The organism is Nitrobacter sp. Nb-311A (genome assembly GCF_000152905.1).
GTDB lineage: Bacteria > Pseudomonadota > Alphaproteobacteria > Rhizobiales > Xanthobacteraceae > Nitrobacter.
In genome coordinates this window covers 292,615-313,055 of sequence record NZ_CH672417.1, presented here as the reverse complement: position 1 = coordinate 313,055, position 20,441 = coordinate 292,615, and the positions used below count along the sequence as shown (strand labels likewise).

The 20,441-nt window shown below is 60.5% G+C and carries 15 protein-coding genes; all 15 read left to right on the top strand.

Annotated elements, in window-relative coordinates; genetic code table 11:
- Positions 1-152: 152 nt before the first annotated feature.
- The 15 genes from NB311A_RS12745 (at position 153) to NB311A_RS12675 (ending at position 20,187) form a co-directional block, all read left to right on the top strand.
- Complete coding sequence (locus NB311A_RS12745; protein ID WP_009798988.1) at positions 153-866, top strand: TetR/AcrR family transcriptional regulator; 714 nt, start codon at positions 153-155, stop codon at positions 864-866.
- Positions 867-1,136: 270 nt separating this feature from the next.
- On the top strand, positions 1,137-1,631 hold the full coding sequence (locus tag NB311A_RS12740; protein ID WP_009798987.1) for a DUF2852 domain-containing protein: 495 nt from the start codon (positions 1,137-1,139) through the stop codon (positions 1,629-1,631).
- A 520-nt stretch (positions 1,632-2,151) separates the two neighbouring features.
- A complete protein-coding gene (gene tolQ, locus NB311A_RS12735; RefSeq protein WP_009798986.1) occupies positions 2,152-2,865 on the top strand; it encodes a protein TolQ in 714 nt (237 codons plus the stop codon).
- Between the two features lie 31 nt (positions 2,866-2,896).
- Entirely contained in the window at positions 2,897-3,352 is a 456-nt protein-coding gene (gene tolR / locus NB311A_RS12730) for a protein TolR (RefSeq protein WP_040675055.1), read from the top strand.
- A gap of 3 nt (positions 3,353-3,355) precedes the next feature.
- Positions 3,356-4,366, top strand: a complete 1,011-nt coding sequence (tolA, locus tag NB311A_RS12725; RefSeq protein ID WP_009798984.1) for a cell envelope integrity protein TolA — start codon at positions 3,356-3,358, stop codon at positions 4,364-4,366.
- A 68-nt stretch (positions 4,367-4,434) separates the two neighbouring features.
- Positions 4,435-5,760 (top strand): Tol-Pal system beta propeller repeat protein TolB, encoded by a 1,326-nt coding sequence (gene tolB / locus NB311A_RS12720; RefSeq protein ID WP_009798983.1) that lies wholly within the window; start codon positions 4,435-4,437, stop codon positions 5,758-5,760.
- 314 nt (positions 5,761-6,074) lie between these two features.
- On the top strand, positions 6,075-8,396 hold the full coding sequence (locus NB311A_RS12715; RefSeq protein WP_040675053.1) for a bifunctional diguanylate cyclase/phosphodiesterase: 2,322 nt from the start codon (positions 6,075-6,077) through the stop codon (positions 8,394-8,396).
- Between the two features lie 197 nt (positions 8,397-8,593).
- Positions 8,594-9,337, top strand: a complete 744-nt coding sequence (locus NB311A_RS12710; protein WP_009798980.1) for a hypothetical protein — start codon at positions 8,594-8,596, stop codon at positions 9,335-9,337.
- 256 nt (positions 9,338-9,593) lie between these two features.
- Positions 9,594-10,088 carry a peptidoglycan-associated lipoprotein Pal gene (gene pal, locus NB311A_RS12705; protein ID WP_040675050.1) on the top strand — a complete coding sequence of 165 codons (495 nt, stop codon included), beginning with the start codon at positions 9,594-9,596 and terminating at the stop codon, positions 10,086-10,088.
- Positions 10,089-10,510: 422 nt separating this feature from the next.
- Entirely contained in the window at positions 10,511-11,467 is a 957-nt protein-coding gene (gene ybgF, locus NB311A_RS12700; RefSeq protein ID WP_040675049.1) for a tol-pal system protein YbgF, read from the top strand.
- 59 nt (positions 11,468-11,526) lie between these two features.
- On the top strand, positions 11,527-11,916 hold the full coding sequence (locus NB311A_RS12695; RefSeq protein WP_009798977.1) for a VOC family protein: 390 nt from the start codon (positions 11,527-11,529) through the stop codon (positions 11,914-11,916).
- On the top strand, positions 11,903-12,973 hold the full coding sequence (gene tilS / locus NB311A_RS12690; protein ID WP_116394768.1) for a tRNA lysidine(34) synthetase TilS: 1,071 nt from the start codon (positions 11,903-11,905) through the stop codon (positions 12,971-12,973). The genes NB311A_RS12695 and tilS overlap by 14 nt, the downstream gene beginning before the upstream one ends.
- 336 nt (positions 12,974-13,309) lie before the next feature.
- Positions 13,310-15,232, top strand: coding sequence for an ATP-dependent zinc metalloprotease FtsH (ftsH, locus tag NB311A_RS12685; RefSeq protein ID WP_009798974.1), 1,923 nt, complete (start codon positions 13,310-13,312; stop codon positions 15,230-15,232).
- Positions 15,233-15,533: 301 nt separating this feature from the next.
- Complete coding sequence (ppdK, locus tag NB311A_RS12680) at positions 15,534-18,380, top strand: pyruvate, phosphate dikinase (protein ID WP_009798973.1); 2,847 nt, start codon at positions 15,534-15,536, stop codon at positions 18,378-18,380.
- A 421-nt stretch (positions 18,381-18,801) separates the two neighbouring features.
- Positions 18,802-20,187 carry a cell wall hydrolase gene (locus NB311A_RS12675; protein WP_009798971.1) on the top strand — a complete coding sequence of 462 codons (1,386 nt, stop codon included), beginning with the start codon at positions 18,802-18,804 and terminating at the stop codon, positions 20,185-20,187.
- Positions 20,188-20,441: the final 254 nt, after the last annotated feature.

Here is a 20,441-nt window from a genome sequence, read left to right as displayed (position 1 = left end):
GCCATTGACTGATTTCCGGCGAACCGGCCCCGTTGTCGTGGTCCATCGTGACGGTTCGCAGGTTTCTTCGTGCCGGATTTCGCTCAACTTCTCGAATGGAAGCAGGTCGAAACGAGTGGCGTTTCCCCCGTTCTCATGTAAGAACCATTCACATGAGTTGGCGCAAGGATCATCGCCGCCCGGAGCGGGGGTACCATCACGGCAATCTGAAGGAGGCCCTGCTGCAGGCGGCGCTCGGCCTGATTGCCGAGAAGGGTGCGGCAGGTTTCACCTTCGCCGATGCGGCGCGGTCCGCGGGCGTCAGTCCGGCCGCGCCGTACCGGCACTTTCGCGATCGTGATGAACTGCTGGCCAGCATCGCCCAGCGTGGCTTTGAGCAGTTCGAAACGCTGTTGACCAAGGCGTGGGATGATGGCCGGCCGGATACCGTCAGCGCGTTCGAGCGTGTCGGCCGCGCCTACCTCGCTTTCGCGCGTAATGAGCCGGCCTATTATTCCGCGATGTTCGAGTCTGGAGTGCCGATCGACGTTAATCCGATGCTGTCGGCCGCAAGCGAGCGCGCCTTCAGCATCATTCGCGCTGCGGCTGAACGGCTTGCCGCGCTGACACCGCCGGGCGCCGCGCGACCGCCGGCCCTGATGATGGCGTTGCACATCTGGTCGATGTCGCACGGCATCGCCTCGTTGTTCGGCCGTGGCGACGCGGCGCGACGCAAGCTGCCGATGTCCGCCGAAGACCTGCTCGAGGCGGGCGTGCTGATTTATCTGCGCGGGCTCGGCTTTCCGACCGAGCGCAGATCGCCTGAGGACCCGAACGCTGCGCCCAAGCCACCGCGAGGTCCGTGGGATCAAAAGTCCGCGACCTGAACGACCCCTTGAGCTGTGCGGATGTCCGGCAGTGGATTCGTCCCCGCGCTCGCGGCAAGCGGCCAAGAGCTTCTGCCGGATGAGCTTTTTCGATTCGGGCGCCGATGTCACCGCGTTCAATGTAACGAAGTCTCACAATGGGAAACCCTGCTTCCGCTGAAACCTCCGGCGTTTCCGTGCAAAGTCGCGCTTGACAAAAGCCGTCGGTAGCCTACCTATGTGAATGTTATTTACATTCACGCGGCATGACGCCGTTGATGGAGAAGGCCCATGGCCCACACCGCTGACTACGACCGCTGGAACGGTCCCGATAACGCTCGGGGCCAAGGCCAGTATCCCTGCCGCTTCACGGATGCACCCTGGCATCCATTCCGGATTGTCCTGATCGTGCTGGGCTTCATGGTGTGGTGGCCGATCGGTCTTGCAATTCTCTTCTTCACTCTATGGAGCAGGAAAATGGGCTGCTGGAGCAACGATCGGTTCGAGAGCAAAATGCAACGGATGCAATACAAGATGGACCGCATGCGGGATCATATGGAACGCCGCGGTTTTGGCTTCCGCGGTTTCGGCGCGCCATCCAGCGGCAACCGCGCCTTCGACGAGTATCGCATGGAGACGCTGCGGCGGCTTGAGGAAGAGCAGAAAGAGTTCAAGGACTTCCTTGAACGGCTTCGTCACGCTAAGGACAAGGAAGAGTTCGACGCGTTCATGGCCCAACATCGCAATCATCCGACGCCGCCGAACGACAGTCCGCAAGGCCAGTAGTCGCCAATCGGCAACGCTGCGACCGGCGCCGCGCTTGGTGTTGCCGGTATCCACCACCCGATAGGAAGGCCCGCCTGTCCGACAGGCGGGCTTTCTTCATCTGCGCGTGTTGAAGTTCCTATCAATTCAGGCGTCGGATCATGGCCGCACACTCGCTGGACGGGTCTCCCGTCTCGCGGGAGACCCGTCCGCCACGTCCGCCGCCCCCGCCGGGCACGGTTCGCGGTAAGCAAGGATTGGAATATAACGCGGATTTATAGCCGCAATTCTTCTTTGGTAACCTGGTCTTAACCATGATTAGCGTTTGGTTACAGCCGTAAAGGTGCGCCGTTAGCCCTCGTTTTGACACGTTGGCAGGGGATGCAAGCTCCGGCTTTGGACGGACCCCCCAAGTGACTCAACCGGCTTGTTCCGTGGCGCTTTTACGCCGCGTGCGCTTCGTGGCTGCGAAACCGGTGGCGGTGGCAGAGGTCACGCCGCGCGTCGATGGGGGATATCTTGCGTTGAGAGGAAACTGCTCATGAATCCGGCCGACGTGGCGCAGTCAGCCTTGCCCCTAGCCTCGGCCGACGTGTCGCTGATTACGCTTTTCTTTCACGCTCACTGGATCGTGAAAGCGGTCATGCTGGGCCTATTGGCCTGCTCGGTGTGGGTGTGGGCGATCGCGATCGACAAGATGTTTCTTTATACCCGCACCAAGCGCGCGATGGATCGTTTCGAGCAGGCCTTCTGGTCGGGAGAGTCGATCGAGGACCTGTATCGGGCGCTGTCGGCCAAGCCGACACAGTCGATGGCCGCATGTTTCGTTGCAGCGATGCGCGAATGGAAACGTTCTTTCGAAAGTCAGGCGCGGTCGATTGCCGGGCTTCAGATGCGGATCGAGAAAGTGATGAACGTTTCCATCGCGCGGGAGATCGAGCGCCTGGAACGGCGGTTGCTGGTGTTGGCGACCGTGGGCTCGGCTGGTCCCTTCGTTGGCCTGTTCGGCACCGTGTGGGGCATTATGTCGAGCTTCCAGTCGATTGCCGCTTCGAAGAATACCTCGCTCGCTGTGGTGGCGCCGGGCATCGCCGAAGCGCTGTTTGCAACCGCGATCGGCCTTATCGCCGCCATCCCCGCGACCATTTTCTACAATAAGTTCACTGCGGAGGTGAATCGTCAGGCCCAGCGCCTTGAGGGTTTCGCCGACGAGTTTTCCGCGATCCTCTCACGTCAGATCGACGAGCGGGCATGAGGTCAAGCGGCATGGAAACGGGCGGTCCATTATGTCCATGAATCCGGCAGCGTCTTCCTCCGGAGGTGGCGGACGACGAGGACGGCGGCGGTCACAGCCGATGGCCGAGATCAACGTCACGCCGATGGTCGACGTCATGCTGGTGCTTTTGATCATCTTCATGGTGTCCGCGCCGCTTTTGACGGTGGGCGTGCCGCTCGATCTGCCGCAGACCCAGGCGAAAAGCTTGGAACAGGACAAGACGCCGTTGCAGTTATCGGTCGATGCCCAGGGACGGATTTTCATCAATGACACCGAAGTTACAATGGAGGAACTGATTCCGAAGTTGACCGCGATCACCGATGCGCGCGGTGGTCTGGACGAGCGCATCTTCATGCGTGCCGACAAGAAGGCCGACTACGGCACGGTGGCGCGGGTGATGGGCCGGCTGTCGGGCGCCGGATTCAAGCGTCTGGCGCTGGTTACTGAAGTGGAACAAGGATCTTAAGGTTTGAGGGTCAAGGTCGATAAGACACTGGCGGCGTCGGTTGCCCTGCACGTTCTTGTCATCGGGTGGGGGCTGGTGTCGTTTTCGTCGAAGGCCTTCGAATCGGTGCCGGAAGAATCCCTGCCGGTCGACATCATCTCCGCCGATCAGCTTGCCCATGTCACGGCGGGCATGAAGACCGGAAAGAAGGAAAACCCGAAGCCGCTGGTCGAGAAGGTCGCCGAGCCTACGCCGCCACAGGAGGACATCGTCGGCAAGATCGAGGATAAGAAGCCTCCGGTCGTGACCGACGTGGCGCCGAAAGAACAACCAAAACCTGATGACAAGGCCGCTGCCGAGGCAGCAGCAGCAGCGAAGGCCGAGGCGGTAGCCAAAGCAGCAGATGCAAAGGCCAAGGCGGAGGCGAAAGCCAAAGCGGAAGCCGCGAAGGCTCAGGCGGAAGCCGTAGCTGAGGCCAAGGCCAAGGCCAAGGCCGAAGCGCAGGCGAAAGCCAAAGCTAAGGCGAAAGCGGAAGCCAAAGCCAAAGCCAAGGCCGAGGCAAAAGCCAAGGCTGAGGCCGAGGCGAAAGCCCAGGCGGCGGCGAAACGGGCCGAGCGCGTGTTCGACCAATCAAAGATAGCGGCCCTGCTCGACAAGCGTGATCCTACACGTCATTCTGTCGCCGGCGATACGCTGAATTCGAACGCTGCGCTGGGACTAGCCCACGGTAAGGCCGCGGACAACTCCGCGACCTGGGGGGCGATGTTCAAGTCCCAGGTCGAGCGCTGCTGGAAGAAGCCCTATGGGGGACTCGAAGCGCAGATGACCGAGGCGGTTTTCAGCATCAAGCTGAAGCGCGACGGCACGCTCGAGACCACGCCGACGGCCATCAGTAACCCGTCAACGCCGTATTTCCGCGTCTACCAGGAGAGTGCGCTACGCGCGATCATTGAATGCCAGCCATACAAGCTGCCCGCGGCTTATTTCGACGAATGGAAGTTTTTCGAGCCCGTATTCACGGAACGAAAGTTGTAAGCGCGCTGCGACGAACGGTGCGGAAAAGAAAAGTCTGACCAATGATCGAGAGAAATGAATTGCAGAGAATGCCGTTCCGCCTGAACCGCCGACACATGTTTTTCGGGATGGCATCGGCCGCTGTGTTGCTGCGCGGCCGTCAAGCCCTCGGTCAGGCGCGGGTCCAGATCACCGAGGGTAATGTCGCGCCGCTTCCGATCGCCATTCCGAATTTTGTCGGAGGTTCAGCGTCGGACAACGAGGTCGGCGCCGGTGTCGCCAAGGTTATCACCAACAATCTCAAGCGCAGCGGATTGTTCGCGCCGATCGACCAGGCCGCGTATATCGAAAAGATCACCAACATCGACGTGCCGCCGCAGTTCGCCAATTGGAAGACTATTAATGCGCAGGCGCTGGTGACCGGACGCATGACGCGTCAGGGCGATGGAAGGCTCAAGGCCGAGTTTCGCCTGTGGGATGTCGCAACAGGCCAGCAACTCGCCGGCCAGCAATATTTTACATCGCCGGAGTACTGGCGGCGCATTGCGCACATTATTTCGGATCAGATTTACGAACGCCTGACGGGCGAGAAGGGTTACTTCGACAGCCGCGTGGTGTTCGTCGACGAGAGCGGGCCATCGCAGCACCGCGTCAAGCGCCTGGCCCTGATGGATCAGGACGGCGCCAACGTGCGCTATCTCACGCGCGGCGCCGACCTCGTGATCACGCCGCGCTTTTCTCCCTCGACCCAGGAAATCACCTACATGGAGTTCGGGCAGGGCGATCCTCGGGTCTATCTGTTCAACATCGAAACCGGACAGCGTGAAATCGTCGGCAATTTCCCCGGCATGTCCTTCGCGCCGCGTTTCGCGCCGGATGGTCAACGCATCATCATGAGTCTGCAGCAGGGCGGAAATTCGAATCTGTTCGTGATGGACTTGCGTTCGAAGTCGACGACACGTCTGACCGATACGCCGGCGATCGACACGTCGCCCTCTTATTCGCCGGACGGCGCCCGCATCTGTTTTGAGTCGGATCGCGGCGGCAAGCCGCAAATTTATGTGATGGGAGCGTCCGGTGGCGGGGCGCAACGCATCTCGTTCGGAGAGGGCTCCTACTCGACCCCGGTGTGGTCGCCCCGCGGTGACTATATTGCCTTCACCAAGCAAGGCGGGGGCCAGTTCTCTATCGGCATCATCAAGCCGGACGGTTCAGGCGAACGGATCCTGACGTCGGGATTTCACAATGAGGGGCCGACCTTCGCGCCCAACGGCCGCGTCCTGATGTTCTTCCGCGACCCCGGCGGCGCCGGTGGACCATCGCTCTATACGATCGACGTCTCGGGCCGCAACGAATTGAAAGTTCCTACGCCTGGTTTCGCGTCTGATCCGGCATGGTCACCCCTGCTCTCATAAGCCGGAACCTCGCGAGGGCCAAGAACACGCCCGCGGGATGATCTTGTCCGTGAAAAATTGAGGGGCGACACCGTCGTGGACCGGACGCGCCGTCAGCTCCTCGGCAGCCCGAGCAACCGTAAACCCGTCGTCCTTTTTATGAAACCATTGGTGAGCCGAAGCCGGATTGGGTTGGAACCGGCCCAACCGGCTGATTAATTTGTGGAATCTCTCCTTGAGAAGATCGGTTCAAACTGCGCGGTAACGATGTTCGCTCAGAAAGGCTTCATGAGCAGCCGGTAATACTGCGCGCGCGGAAAGGATGCGCGCAGCCGATGCAGTTGGCCGACCACCATCACGACACCGATACGATGTCGCCAGCGATATATGCGGCGCTTGTGGGTTCCCTATTTCAGAATCCGGCGCCGATGTTCGCTGGCGCGGTCTGCGCTGCGATTGCGGCGCTTATGACCGCATTGAAGACCGGCAACCATCTCCTGTGGCCATGCGCGGTGCTTCTGGTTCTGATTGGCGTGCTCCGCACCTTCGACATGACGAAATACAAGAACCGCCGTTCGGATCTAACCATCGGCGAAGCCGCGCGCTGGGAGGCCCGCTATCAGATAGGAGCGGTGCTCTACGCAGTTGCCCTTGGTGCATGGTGCGCGATCGCGCTTTTGATGACCGACGATGCCGTCGCTCACATGATTTGCATCTCGGTCACCACGGGATATGTAGCGGCCGGCGCGGGCCGGGCCTACGGGCGCCCGTGGATATTCCATCTCCAAATTCTATTGACCTGCGGGCCGATGGCGGGAGCGATGATGTTACGCGCTGATCCCTACTATATTGGGATGGCGCTTCTCACCGTGCTGTATTTCCTCGGCCTCGAGAGGATCACGACAAGGCTGCAGGCCATCTTTGTCCGCGCGCTGATTGCGCGCGAGCGTGAAGCAGCGCTCGCCAGCCAGTTCGACACTGCGTTGAACAACATGCCTCATGGCCTATGCATGTTCGACGCCGACGGCCGCCTCGGCGTGATGAACTACTGCTTCGGCGAAATGATGCATCTCCCCGCCGACTTCGTTCATCGCAACGTCGGTGCGTCGGAGCTCATCGCGGCCTGCGTGGTTGCCGGGGCGATTTCGTCAGAAAACGGACGGGCGATCAATTCGGAGCTCGAGAATTCGCAAGCCGGCGCCATGGTGACCTCCGACGCGGATTTGGAACAAGGCCGGGCGTTGTCATGGACATTCCAGCCGATGGCCGGCGGCGGCACCGTCGTTCTGGTCGAAGACATCACGGAGCGGCGCAAGGCGGAAGCGCGAATCAGCCATCTTGCTCGGTTCGATTCGCTGACGGATCTGCCAAACAGGCTCAGCTTCCGCGACGAAATCGAACGCCTGCTGGAATCCCCGACCGACCGGTCGCGGCTTTCGGCGCTGCTGTTCATCGATCTCGATCAGTTCAAGCAGATCAATGATACGCTCGGCCATCCCTGCGGCGACCGCCTGTTGTGCATTGTCGCCGACCGGCTACGCGGAATGCTGCGCCCGGAAGATTTCGTTGCGCGATTCGGCGGCGACGAGTTTGTCGTGTTCCAGCAAAACATTCAGTCGCCGGAGGAGGCGGCGGCGCTGTCCCGCCGCATCGTCGAGCGTCTCACCGAGCGATACGAGGTCGATCGTCACCTTGTCGAGATCGGCGCGAGCATCGGCATCGCGCTGACTTCGCCGGGCGCCACCGCTGACAACCTTCTCAAGCACGCCGATATGGCGCTCTACCGGGCCAAGGCGGATGGACGTGGAACGTTCTGCTTCTTCCGCAGCGAGATGGCGGAAACCGTCGAAAGGCGACGCGTCCTCGAACTCGATCTGCGCAAAGCGCTGGCCAACGAAGAGTTCGAGCTGTTTTATCAGCCATTGGTCAATTTGAGGTCAGGACGGATCATGGCCTGCGAGGCGCTGCTGCGGTGGAATCATCCTACGCGCGGGATGATCTCCCCGATGGATATCATTCCGGTGGCGGAGGAGATGGGCCTCATCCTCGATCTCGGCCGCTGGATTTTGCGCAAGGCCTGCATGGAATGCATGATGTGGCCGGAGGCTGTCAGTGTCGCCGTCAACTTCTCATCGCAGCAATTCCATCAGCGCGACGTCCTTAGCGAAGTCCGTTATGCGCTGGAGGTTTCCGGTCTTCCGGCGCATCGTCTCGAAATCGAAATTACGGAATCGTCGTTGCTGCGCAACACGGAGTGGACGCACGACGCGCTGACGCAATTGCATTCTGCGGGCGTGAGGATTTCACTTGATGACTTCGGCACCGGATATTCGAGTCTCAGCTATCTGCACAATTTCCCGCTTCAGAAGGTCAAGATCGATCGCTCCTTTCTGGAGGGGATCGATACGGACCGGCCGCTGACGCTGTTGCGTGGCGTGGCCAGGCTGAGCGCCGATCTCGGCATGGCCGTCGTCGTCGAAGGCATTGAAACCAACGAGCAGCTCGAGCTCATCAGCGCCGACAGCACGGTGACGGAGGCGCAGGGCTATCTGTTTAGCCGACCGGTGCCCGCGGCACGTATTCGCCAGCTGCTCGAGTCCTCTCATGGACGCCATCAGCGTGGTGACAAAGTGAAGGTTGTCCGGTCCATCGCTTGAATGTTACTCCCCACAAGTCACGTTATGTTCCGGTTTGAATTCCTCTAATTTCGACATGCAATGACGAACCTGTGGGCCGGCGGATGAAAGAAGAGAGGGATACGAGGTAACACTAATGCTTTGTTATCTTTTCAATTCATTAACTAATTGTTAACCTTCCGTCGCCGGCTGAATCGGGCGGCTCGGGGGGTGTTCCAATGAGTTCGGCTCCACAGACAATTGCCAAGCCTGCAGACCGAGGTATCGAGCTTCTCGATCGGGTTGACTATCGCTTGGTGGAAACGCCGGCAGATAAGGAGATCATCTACCGCCTTCGATATCGCGCCTACCTGAATGAAGGGGCGATCGAGGCCAACCGCGATCACAAGATCTTCGATCGTTTCGACGATATGCCGAACTCCTGGATTTTCGGCGTCTATCTGGACGGCGCGCTCGCCAGTTCCATCCGTCTCAGCATTTCATCGCCGGAACATCCTCTCAGTCCGTCGGTAGATGTCTTTAACGATTATCTTCAGCCCGAGGTCGATCGGGGCAAGGTTATGGTCGACCCGACCCGCTTTGTGGCGGACCCGGAACTCGCGGGCCGATTTCCTGAATTGCCCTATATCACACTCCGTCTATGCTTCGTCGCCTGCAGCTTCTTCAATGCCGACCTCGGTCTGGCCACCGTCCGCGCCGAACACCGGTCGTTTTACCGGCGCTTGTTTAACCACCAGCCGTTGAGTCCGCCGCGCCTGTATCCTGGCCTCATCAAGCCGATCTGCCTGATGGCGGTCGATTTTCCGGCCTCGCGCGAAACGGTTTTCGCCCGCTATCCGTATCTTCGTTCGAGCTATTTCGAGCGTCGAATGTTGTTCGAACGCAGAGTTGGCGCGGCGATGCTCGCGCCCTTCGAGTCTTCGTTTCCGTTCGCGCGATCCTCGATCGTCCCGAGGTCCTGATCTCCACATCTGTTGCGTCGATGTGGATCATGGGCGAGGGGGGCATGGCCGCACTCCGGATCTCGCGGTTGTGAAAATCGTTTGTCGGTTCACCCTCGCGCCATATTTGCGGCTCATTAACCATCGCGGGCGCTTCTTTCACAAACATGGCATTTGATGCAGTCGGGCAACGTCTCATCAAGGTTGACGGAACGTTCGCTTAACCATCGCCCTGTAGAGCGGTAACAGTGGAAAACGCGAGCGTGGAGGCTCCGGAATGTTAGATCAGAAGCGATTCCTCCGGGGATTGAAGCTCGCTGCCGTGCTTGCGGCGGCGCTGTCGATGGGGGCCTGCGCCAACAAGAATCCGATGGACGGAAGGGGCGGGATGGCCGGCGCCGCGGCCCCGGGCAGCCAGCAGGATTTCGTGGTCAATGTCGGCGACCGCGTTTTCTTCGAGAGCGATCAGACCAGCCTGTCGCCGCAGGCGATAACGACTCTGGAAAAGCAGGCGCGTTGGCTGCAGACCTACAATCGCTATTCCTTCACGATCGAAGGCCATGCGGACGAACGAGGCACCCGCGAGTATAACATCGCGCTGGGCGCCCGCCGCGCGCAGACCGTTCGTAGTTTCCTTGCGTCGCGCGGCATCGACCCGGGCCGGATGCGGACCATTTCCTATGGCAAAGAACGCCCGGTCGCGGTCTGCAACGACATTTCCTGCTGGTCCCAGAACCGCCGCGCCGTCACCGTGCTCAACGCCAGTTCCTGACGCGTCCCATGTTTTGTTTTCAGCCGGCGCCTTGGGCGCCGGTTTTTTGCGTCAGGACAATCGAAGGAATAAAGCTGGCTCCTGCTCTCGGTCTTGACGGGTGCAAACCGGCTATTTCTCTGCAGGGCAGGCCGGTAGCGTTTGACGCTGGAGTATGATTCTGACCGGGTTGAATCGCATCATGCTCCAAAATTTTTATCTGGCCGCATTTTCTTGCGGCGGACCGGTATCCACTTCGCCGGAAAATGCTCCAAACGCCACGAGACTCTTTTTAAGGACACGAGACTCTTTTTAAGGAGAAGACTGACCGGCAAGATCGTCGTAAAGTGATTGCCGGTGTTGGACCAAGTCACATTTTCGGCGTACTCAAGTCTTCAATGGGGGCGCTTTCGATGTGACGTTTATTCAGTCGACAGGCCAAAATGTCTTCCATATCTCCGATGCTTGCCCGTGCAATGGCTGTTGCCACGATGCTTGTGCTATCGTCACATGCCTCCGCGCAATACGACGTCGATCCTGAACTCCGCATTCAGCAACTGGAACAGCAGCTGCGAACGCTGACCGGGCAGAATGAAGAATTGCAGCACCGGAATCAGATGCTCGAACAACAGCTCCGGCAGTTGCAGCCGGGAACGGCATCACCTGGCGTCGCGGCGACTGCGCCGGCGCGTCCCGGTCCCGACTCGCACCAGCCGACTTATGATCCGCGAGGAGGTCAGCCTCCCCTCGTGCAGGAGCGGGTCGTAGCCGCTCCTGCGCAAGGCCACCGCGGTGATGCCTTTGACCCCAGCCGGAATCCCAACGCCCCGGGTGCGCCGCGCGCGCTGGGGGGCGGACAGATGCCGATCGCGGCGGCGGCCGTAGGCTCGCCCGGCGGCCGCGAAGCAGGCGCGCCGCTCGATCTCGCCAACGTCGGTCCACGGCCTTCGGGGAATTACCCGACAGCTGGCAACGCTCCGCTCCATACCGGTGGCCTGACAACACTGCCGCCATCGGCGACGCCGCGCGACGAATTCGATCTTGGCATCGGCTACATGCAGCGCAAGGACTATGCGCTTGCCGAGGAAACCATGCGCAATTTCACCCAGAAATACCCCTCCGATACGCTGACGGGCGACGCGCAGTACTGGCTGGGAGAAAGCCTGTTCCAGCGCCAGAAATATCGTGAGGCCGCTGAGGTATTCCTAGGCGTGACCACAAAGTATGACAGTTCGGCGAAGGCGGCCGATGCGTTGCTGCGGCTCGGACAATCGCTGGCCGCCCTGAAAGAAAAGGAAGCCGCCTGCGCCGCGCTTGGTGAGGTCACACGCAAATATCCCCGCGCCTCCGCCGGTGTGAAACAAGCCGTGGACCGCGAGCAGAAGCGGGTGAAGTGCTAGAGAACATGCGCCGGATCGCGTAAATTCGGGCGGGTCTCCGACTATAAGGAGCTTGTCCGATGAGCCTTGATGCCCCGCAATTTTGTTCGGCCGCGACCCTGTTCGTGGTCGAGGACGAGGACGTCCCCAAGGCCGTTGCCCATTATCGCGATGTCCTCGGTTTCAAGATGGGCTTCACCTGCGGTGATCCGGTTTTCTGCGGCGGCGTCGAGCGGGACGACGTTACGATTCATCTTCAGGCCGCGCACAAGACGCAACGCGAAGCCGGCCAAGGCGCCGTCAATGTGTTCGTGACCGAGGTTGACGCACTGCACGATGAGCTGAGGTCGCGCGGGGCGACCATCGTGCATCCACCGGGCGATCGTCCCTACGGCCTGCGTGACTTCGACATCGACGATCTGGACGGCAGTCGCCTGACGTTTGGGATGAACATCGGTGGTTCGAACTAGATCGACCGCGCACGCGACAAGGCCGTCGAAGGCGTGCTCCACCTTGCCGATTTCGGCGGCGGAAGCGAAACTGCTGTTCGCGGACTGGAAAGGCGAACGCGCGCTCGTCCTCGCCGTATCTGGAGGCCCCGATTCCATGGCGCTGATGTGGCTCGCAGCGCGATGGCGGAGCGCCATGACACGCGGTCCCGACCTCATTGCCGTCACCGTCGATCATGGTCTGCGGCGAGGGTCCGCGCGCGAGGCACGGGACGTCAAAAATCTCGCAACCTCGCTCGGCGTGACCCACCGCACCCTGCGCTGGAGCGGCGCCAAGCCGGAATCCGGGCTGCCCGCCGCCGCGCGAGCCGCCCGCTACCGCCTGCTGGCGAGAACAGCCCGCGCCAACGGCGCATCACATATCCTCACCGCTCACACCCGTGACGATCAGGCGGAAACCGTTCTGATGCGGATATCACGCGGCAGCGGTATTGCGGGCCTCTCCGCCATGGCGCGTGAAACGATGCGTGACGGGTTCATTCTGGCCCGGCCGTTCCTGAACGTTCCGAAGTCGAGGCTGATTGCCACGCTGAAGAAAGCGAAGATTGACTACGTGGAAGATCCGACCAATCGCGACCTCAATTTCACGCGTCCGCGTTTGCGCGCTCTGATGCCGGCGCTGGCGGAGGAAGGATGCGACGCCCGCAACCTGGCGCGGCTCGCATCGCGCCTGGCGCGAGCCAACATCGCGCTGGAACTCCTCGTCGACGGCGCGGAGCGTTATCTGGCCGTGCAGGACGGCGCGGAGCGACCGGGCTTTCGAACGGAGGCGTTTGCGGCTCTCTCGGAGGAGATCAAGGTTCGATTGCTGCTGCGAATGATCGATCGCGTCGGCTGTGAAGGGCCGGCCGAACTGGGTAAGGTTGAGGCCCTGCTCCTGGCGCTTGAAAGCGCCGCAAATCACGCGAATGCCGGTCGACGCATTCTGCTCAGGAGGACGCTGGCGGGGGCAGTGGTAACGCTGACCTCCGAACGGATCAGCGTCGAGCCTGCACCGCCCCGGCGTCGGGCCAACTGATGCGGCTTCGTTAATCGCCGCGTAGAGAGCGCCGGCCATGATCCAAGCCGGAGTTCATTTTCCGCCATGCGTCCAAATTCCGTCAGGCGCGCGGCTTCCAAGATGAAGCAGATCAACAAGATGAAGCAGATCAAAGGGTAAGGCAGAAATATCGGCAATGCGAAACCTTGTGTCGACGGCCCTGGCCGAATAGGTTTTATTTTAAGAAGGGGCCCTCCCGGTTCCCTTGGCAGCGGCAGCCTCCGCGCCTAGATTGTATACGTGTCGGCAACCCCCATCTATTAAGTCGATGCAGGGATATCCGGCTGCGATCCGCGCGGCCTCGAAGGAAGATCGATGAACGCCAATATGCGCAACTTCGCCCTCTGGGTCATCATTGTATTGCTCCTGTTGGCATTGTTCACATTGTTCCAGAATCCTGGCCATCACACGACCGCGCAGGATATTTCGTTCTCGCAGTTGCTGGCGGAAACCGATCAGAACAATGTTCGCGATGTCGTGATCCAGGGGCAGGAAATTCGCGGCACCTTCACCAACGGTTCCACTTTCCAAACCTATGCGCCCAGTGATCCGGGGTTGGTGAAAAAGCTCTATGACGCCAAGGTGCAGATCACAGCCAAGCCTCCCGGCGACAGCGTGCCATGGTTCGTTTCCCTGCTGGTATCGTGGCTGCCGTTCATCGCGCTCATCGGCGTGTGGATTTTCCTGTCGCGCCAGATGCAGGGCGGCGCCGGCAAGGCGATGGGCTTCGGCAAGTCTCGCGCCAAGATGCTGACGGAGGCCCACGGCCGCGTCACCTTCGAGGACGTCGCGGGCGTTGACGAGGCCAAGCAGGACCTTCAGGAGATCGTCGAGTTCCTGCGCGATCCCGGTAAATTTCAGCGTCTCGGCGGCAGGATCCCGCGCGGGGTGCTTTTAGTCGGCCCGCCCGGCACCGGTAAGACGCTGATCGCACGCGCGGTCGCGGGCGAGGCCAATGTGCCGTTCTTCACCATTTCGGGTTCGGACTTCGTCGAGATGTTCGTCGGCGTCGGCGCGAGCCGCGTCCGCGATATGTTCGAGCAGGCCAAGAAGAATGCACCCTGCATCATCTTCATCGATGAGATCGACGCGGTTGGCCGGCATCGCGGCGCGGGTCTCGGCGGCGGCAATGACGAGCGCGAGCAGACGCTGAACCAGTTGCTTGTGGAGATGGACGGCTTCGAGGCCAATGAGGGCGTCATCCTCATCGCTGCGACCAACCGGCCCGACGTGCTCGACCCGGCGCTGCTGCGTCCAGGCCGCTTCGATCGCCAGGTCGTTGTGCCGAACCCGGACGTCGTCGGCCGCGAACAGATTCTCAAGGTCCATGTCCGCAAGGTGCCGCTGGCGCCGGATGTGAACCTGAAGGTGATCGCGCGCGGCACCCCCGGCTTTTCCGGCGCGGACCTGATGAACCTTGTCAACGAGGCGGCGCTCACCGCCGCCCGCCGCAACAAACGGATGGTGACGCAGGCCGAGTTCGAGGAGGCCAAGGACAAGGTGATGATGGGCGCCGAGCGCAAGTCGCTCGTCATGACCGAAGAAGAGAAGCTGCTGACGGCGTATCACGAGGGCGGTCACGCCATCGTGGGTCTCAATGTCGTTGCCACCGATCCGATCCACAAGGCGACCATTATTCCGCGGGGTCGGGCGCTAGGCATGGTGATGCAACTCCCCGAACGCGACAAGCTGTCGATGTCGCTGGAACAGATGACCTCGCGGCTCGCGATCATGATGGGCGGCCGCGTGGCGGAGGAGATGATTTTCGGCCACGAGAAGGTGACGTCCGGCGCGGCGTCGGATATCGATCAGGCGACGCGGCTTGCGCGCATGATGGTGACACGGTGGGGTCTGTCGAAGGAACTCGGCACCGTGTCCTACGGCGAGAACAATGACGAGGTGTTCCTCGGCATGCAGGTCAACCGTCAGCAGAATGTGTCGGAGGCGACCGCGCAGAAGATCGACTCCGAGGTCAGGCGTCTTGTCGAGACCGGTTACAAGGACGCGACCCGCATTCTCACCGAGAAGCGAGCCGATCTGGAAACGCTCGCCAAGGGTTTGCTCGAGTTTGAAACCTTGACCGGCGACGAGATCACCGACCTCCTGAACGGCAAGAAGCCGAACCGGGAATCGGTGCTGGAGCCAGCGGCCCCGCGCACGTCAGCGGTGCCGCCGGCTGGCAAAACACGTCCGCGCCCGGAGCCAGATCCAGGTCTCGAACCTCAGCCGCAGGCTTGACACCGGCTGTTCGAAGCGATCCATCGACGGATACGGTCAAAACAGCCCGGCGCAAGCCGGGCTGTTTGTCATTTGCGTCGTGCTTCCGAGTTTGAATCCTCATATCGATATCCTGCAGGACAAGGGAGTTAGAGCCTTCGCTTCTGATCAGAGGCGAGGGTCCTAGGTTTTGATCTGACGCATTTTCTTCACGCGAACGGGTCTCACTTCGCTTGAAAACGCTATGGCGCAGCTTGCGCGGAGTCGTCGAAACGTGGTGTAAGGCGCGCACGATTTCCCTTACGTGGAATGGCTTCTAACCATGGCCAAAGCTGCTTCGAAGTCGAAAAAGCCTGCGACGAAATCAAAATCCACGAAATCCCGGGCGAAAACGCGAAGTTCCACCGGCGCGGCGAAGGCGAAAAACAACGCGACGGGAACGCCGTCGCCCGCGAGGAGCAAGTGGGTCTATACCTTTGGAGACGGCAAGGCGGAGGGTAAAGCAGAACTGAAAGAACTGCTCGGCGGCAAGGGCGCCAATCTCGCGGAGATGACCAATCTCGGTTTGCCGGTGCCTCCCGGCTTCACGATTACCACCTCGGTATGCGCGTTTTTCTACGCGCATGACAAATCCTATCCGACGGAACTGAAGCCGCAGCTCGAAAAAGCACTGAAGCACGTTGCGAAAATAACCGGCAAGATGTTCGGTGATGCGACCAATCCGCTTTTGGTTTCCGTGCGCTCGGGAGCGCGCGCCTCGATGCCCGGCATGATGGACACGGTGCTCAATCTCGGTCTCAATGACAAGACCGTCGAAGCCATGGCCACGCTGTCTGGCGATCGGCGATTCGCCTATGATAGCTATCGCCGCTTCATCACCATGTATTCGGATGTCGTGCTTGGTTTCGCGCATCATCACTTCGAAGACATTCTGGATACCTTCAAGGATAACAAGGGCTATTCGCTCGACTCCGACCTGACCGGCGACGACTGGATTGAGGTGGTGGACAAGTATAAGCGGGCTGTTGCACGCGAGACCGGCAAGGATTTTCCGCAGGATCCCTATGAGCAGTTGTGGGGTGCAATCGGCGCAGTGTTCTCATCCTGGATGAATGCGCGGGCCATCACCTATCGTCGCCTGCACAACATTCCGGAATCATGGGGCACCGCCGTCAACGTGCAGGCCATGGTGTTCGGCAATCTGGGTGAAACGTCGGCAACTGGCGTGGCCTTCACGCGCAATCCGTCGACCGGAGAGAGCCGGCTTTACGGCGAGTTTCTCGTCAATGCCCAGGGCGAGGATGTGGTGGCAGGCATCCGCACGCCGCAGGACATCACCGAGGCGGCGCGCAAGGAATCCGGCTCCGACAAACCGTCGATGGAAACGGTGATGCCCGAATCCTTCAAGGAGTTGACGCGCATCTACAGGTTGCTCGAAAAGCACTATCGCGACATGCAGGACATGGAGTTTACCGTCGAGGATGGCAAGCTGTGGATGTTGCAGACCCGAAGCGGCAAGCGTACCGCGCGCGCCGCGCTTCGCATCGCGGTCGAACTCGCCAAAGAGGGCCTGATCTCGAAGAAGGATGCGGTGATCCGTATCGATCCGGCCTCGCTCGACCAGTTGTTGCACCCGACCATTGATCCGAATGCAACGCGTGATGTGATCGCCACTGGCCTGCCGGCATCGCCCGGCGCGGCTGCGGGTGAGATCGTGTTTTCTTCGGAGGAAGCAACCAAGCTGCAGGCCGATGGCCGCAAGGTTATCCTGGTCCGAATCGAGACCAGCCCGGAAGACATCCACGGTATGCATGCCGCCGAGGGAATTTTGACGACGCGTGGCGGCATGACCTCGCACGCAGCGGTGGTCGCGCGCGGCATGGGCAAGCCCTGTGTTTCCGGCTGCGGCAGCATCCGCGTCGATTACGGGCGCGGCACCATGGCGATCGGAGATCGCACCTTTAAGGCCGGCGACGCCATCACTATCGACGGTTCGCTCGGCGAGGTGCTGGCCGGACAGATGCCGATGATCGAGCCAGAGATGTCCGGCGAATTCGGCACGCTGATGGGCTGGGCCGACGAGATTCGCAAGCTCGGCATCCGGGTCAACGGCGACACGTCAGCCGATGCGCGAACGGCGATCAGGTTCGGCGCCGAGGGAATCGGCCTGTGCCGCACCGAGCACATGTTCTTTGAGGAGGCCCGCATTCGCACGGTGCGCGAGATGATACTCGCCGAAGACGAGCAGGCTCGCCGTGCGGCGCTCTCGAAGCTGTTGCCGATGCAGCGCGCCGATTTCATCGAGCTGTTCGAGATTATGAAGGGCCTGCCGGTCACGATCCGGCTGCTTGATCCGCCGCTCCATGAATTTTTGCCGCATACGCAGGCTGAGATTGAAGAAGTCGCGCGTGCGATGAACGCTGATCCGCGCAAGCTCGCTGACCGTGCCCGCAATCTCGCCGAGTTTAATCCAATGCTTGGCTTTCGCGGGTGCCGCCTTGCCATCGTCTATCCCGAGATCGCCGAAATGCAGGCGCGGGCGATCTTCGAGGCGGCGATCGAGGTCGAAAAGCGCACCGGCAAGGCCGTCGCCGTTGAAGTCATGGTGCCGCTGATCGCGACCAAGGCCGAATTCGATCTGGTCAAGGCGCGGATCGATATGACCGCGCAATCGGTGATACGCGAAACCGGCGGCAAGCCGACCTACCAGGTCGGCACCATGATTGAATTGCCGCGCGCCTGTCTGGCGGCGGGAGAGATCGCCGAAACTGCGGAGTTCTTTTCGTTCGGCACCAACGATCTGACGCAGACTACGTTCGGCATCAGCCGCGACGATGCGGCGAGTTTCCTCGGCGCTTATATCGCGAAGAAAATTCTGAAGATCGATCCGTTCATCTCGGTGGATCGCAATGGTGTCGGAGAACTGATCAAGATCGGTGTCGCGCGTGGCCGCAAGACCCGCCCGAATCTCAAGGTGGGCATCTGCGGCGAACACGGGGGCGATCCCGTTTCGGTGGCATTTTGTCACGAGATCGGATTGAACTATGTGTCGTGCTCGCCATATCGCGTGCCGATCGCGCGTCTTGCAGCCGCTCATGCGGCGCTCGGCAAGAGCGTCGCGAGCCGGGGTGATGGACGGTCACGATCGGAAGACCTGCCAGCAGCCTAGAACCTTTCCGCGTCTGGCAGAATCAGAAGCGGCTCTGTGACTTTGATTTGACGCGTTTCTTCATGCGGACCGGTATTCACCCTCGCATCGGCCCGAGGACATGCTTCGTTCGAAAACGCGGTGAAGCAAATCCCGAAAGCGGAAAGCAGGTTCAAGATCTGGATCATGCTCTGCCGGTGAATTCGCGACGTCCCGCACGTCGCGCGAACCAGGTGTTGACCCAATCTTTACTATTTCGCTCGAGGCGTTGTTTACCAACGCTTCCGATGGCCGCTCGCGCTTTCGTATGCATGCTTGCCTGTTGTGCGCTTGCATCGCCGGTTAACGCCCTTGCAACTTTAATTTGATATTACCGAGATCGATCGAAATGGACTAAACGTGCAATTCGATCACGTGTGTGTGGCGTTGCGTGAGCGTATCGATGTCTGTGTTGCGTAACCAACCGAAGAGCGCGCATCTTGCGCTCTTTGGTTTCGGTCTCTGCTTCTTCGCATTGATCCCGAACGAAATCGGATATCAGGATATTGCATCCTTGCTTGCGCGGCAGCCGGGTGTCGCCGAGCGCTGGCAAAAGCGTGTGTCCGCGAGCGCGGTCAGCTCCATTCAAGTCGCGACATTCAATTTCGGACGTCCGGTCGGCACATCGGTCCCGCGCGCTGCCACACTCCTGCTTGCAAGTCTTGATGAGGGCGTGGGTGATGCGGCGCGCAACCGGCTGACGCGATCGCCGCCTCATTATAGCGCCTCGGATTTTCCCAGGGTCAATCGAACACTGAAGGGCGACCGTTTAGCCATCGTTGCGCCGGAACCGCCCGTTGCACCGACAACCGCTGCGCCGCAGGATCCCTCGACGTTTAATGCTCCGGTGTTGGGGGCAAAGACGGCGACGGCCAGTCATGGCGGCGCGCGCTCGGGGCTTGATCCCGAACTGACCGAAGCCCTGAACGCACCTCCGCTGACGCAATACGATGCTTCGCTATCGCCCGAGACGCAGCCGACCGACGATCTTGAGGATGGCAAAGCGGTTGAGGGGTCGCAACCTTCCACCGACGGGTTCTCGATCAAGACGGCAAGTCTGTACTTCGGCAGTTCGGTACTTGGTGTCGTGAATGAAGGTCTGGAACGCTGGCGTCCTGGTGAAGAGCCCATGATCGTGATGCCGATCCCCGATCCCGACATGAAGGCATCGGTGACGTCGCAGCAGGATTCTTCAAAAGCCGGCGAAACCGTGGTCGGCAAGGGCGAGGTCAAGACGCCCGCTCAGCGGCTTGGACTTCTGGACGACAAGAAGCGCGCCAAGCAGGAAAAATGCCTCGCGGAGGCCGTTTACTTCGAAGCGCGCGGCGAAGCGGTTCGCGGTCAGATCGCGGTCGCGCAGGTGGTTATGAACCGTGTGTTCTCGGGTTACTATCCGACGACGGTGTGCGGCGTGGTCTATCAGAACGCAAATCGTCGTCTGGCCTGTCAGTTCACGTTTGCCTGCGATGGCATTCGCGACGTCGTCACCGAGCCGGACATGTGGGATCGCGCCCGCAGGATCGCGAAGGCCACGCTTGACGGACGGCTGTGGCTGCCGGAAGTCGGCAAGTCGACGCACTATCATGCCTATTGGGTACATCCTTCCTGGGTGCGCGAAATGAAGAAGATGTACCGCACCGGCGTTCATACTTTCTATCGTCCGCGCGCGTGGGGTGACGGCGGTGATGCGCCGAGTTGGGGCACAAAGGCTCAAACCGCCGAAATCTCCGCCAGACTCGCCGAGGCCGCTCACAGTTCGGCGGAGCTTGGTGGTTCTGCACGGCGGTAGAACGGGCGGCAGATGACGGCCGCGTCATTTCGATCGCTAATCTATTTGAAATCGCTTATGAAATTGGTCTGGAGGCGGTAATCCAAGCCGGTGTCAGGATTCTCGCGAGTGAAATTCGCGGCCCTCTCGTGGAAAGTTTCCCAGGATATTCAGACTTTCCCAACCAAGCTGCTCCAATGTTGCCACGGTTGGTATGGTAAGGAGCGGGTAAAGGCATCAGCCATCGGCGGCTATCCCCGCGGCCAGGTTTGTTC

What these genes read in the sequence shown, in the direction of transcription:
- NB311A_RS12745 (WP_009798988.1), top strand. Translation starts at nt 153, where the DNA reads ATGAGTTGGCGCAAGGATCATCGCCGCCCGGAGCGGGGGTACCATCAC.
- NB311A_RS12740 (WP_009798987.1), top strand. Translation starts at nt 1,137, where the DNA reads ATGGCCCACACCGCTGACTACGACCGCTGGAACGGTCCCGATAACGCT.
- tolQ (WP_009798986.1), top strand. Translation starts at nt 2,152, where the DNA reads ATGAATCCGGCCGACGTGGCGCAGTCAGCCTTGCCCCTAGCCTCGGCC.
- tolR (WP_040675055.1), top strand. Translation starts at nt 2,897, where the DNA reads ATGTCCATGAATCCGGCAGCGTCTTCCTCCGGAGGTGGCGGACGACGA.
- tolB (WP_009798983.1), top strand. Translation starts at nt 4,435, where the DNA reads ATGCCGTTCCGCCTGAACCGCCGACACATGTTTTTCGGGATGGCATCG.
- NB311A_RS12715 (WP_040675053.1), top strand. Translation starts at nt 6,075, where the DNA reads ATGCAGTTGGCCGACCACCATCACGACACCGATACGATGTCGCCAGCG.
- NB311A_RS12710 (WP_009798980.1), top strand. Translation starts at nt 8,594, where the DNA reads ATGAGTTCGGCTCCACAGACAATTGCCAAGCCTGCAGACCGAGGTATC.
- pal (WP_040675050.1), top strand. Translation starts at nt 9,594, where the DNA reads ATGTTAGATCAGAAGCGATTCCTCCGGGGATTGAAGCTCGCTGCCGTG.
- ybgF (WP_040675049.1), top strand. Translation starts at nt 10,511, where the DNA reads ATGTCTTCCATATCTCCGATGCTTGCCCGTGCAATGGCTGTTGCCACG.
- NB311A_RS12695 (WP_009798977.1), top strand. Translation starts at nt 11,527, where the DNA reads ATGAGCCTTGATGCCCCGCAATTTTGTTCGGCCGCGACCCTGTTCGTG.
- ftsH (WP_009798974.1), top strand. Translation starts at nt 13,310, where the DNA reads ATGAACGCCAATATGCGCAACTTCGCCCTCTGGGTCATCATTGTATTG.
- ppdK (WP_009798973.1), top strand. Translation starts at nt 15,534, where the DNA reads ATGGCCAAAGCTGCTTCGAAGTCGAAAAAGCCTGCGACGAAATCAAAA.
- NB311A_RS12675 (WP_009798971.1), top strand. Translation starts at nt 18,802, where the DNA reads ATGTCTGTGTTGCGTAACCAACCGAAGAGCGCGCATCTTGCGCTCTTT.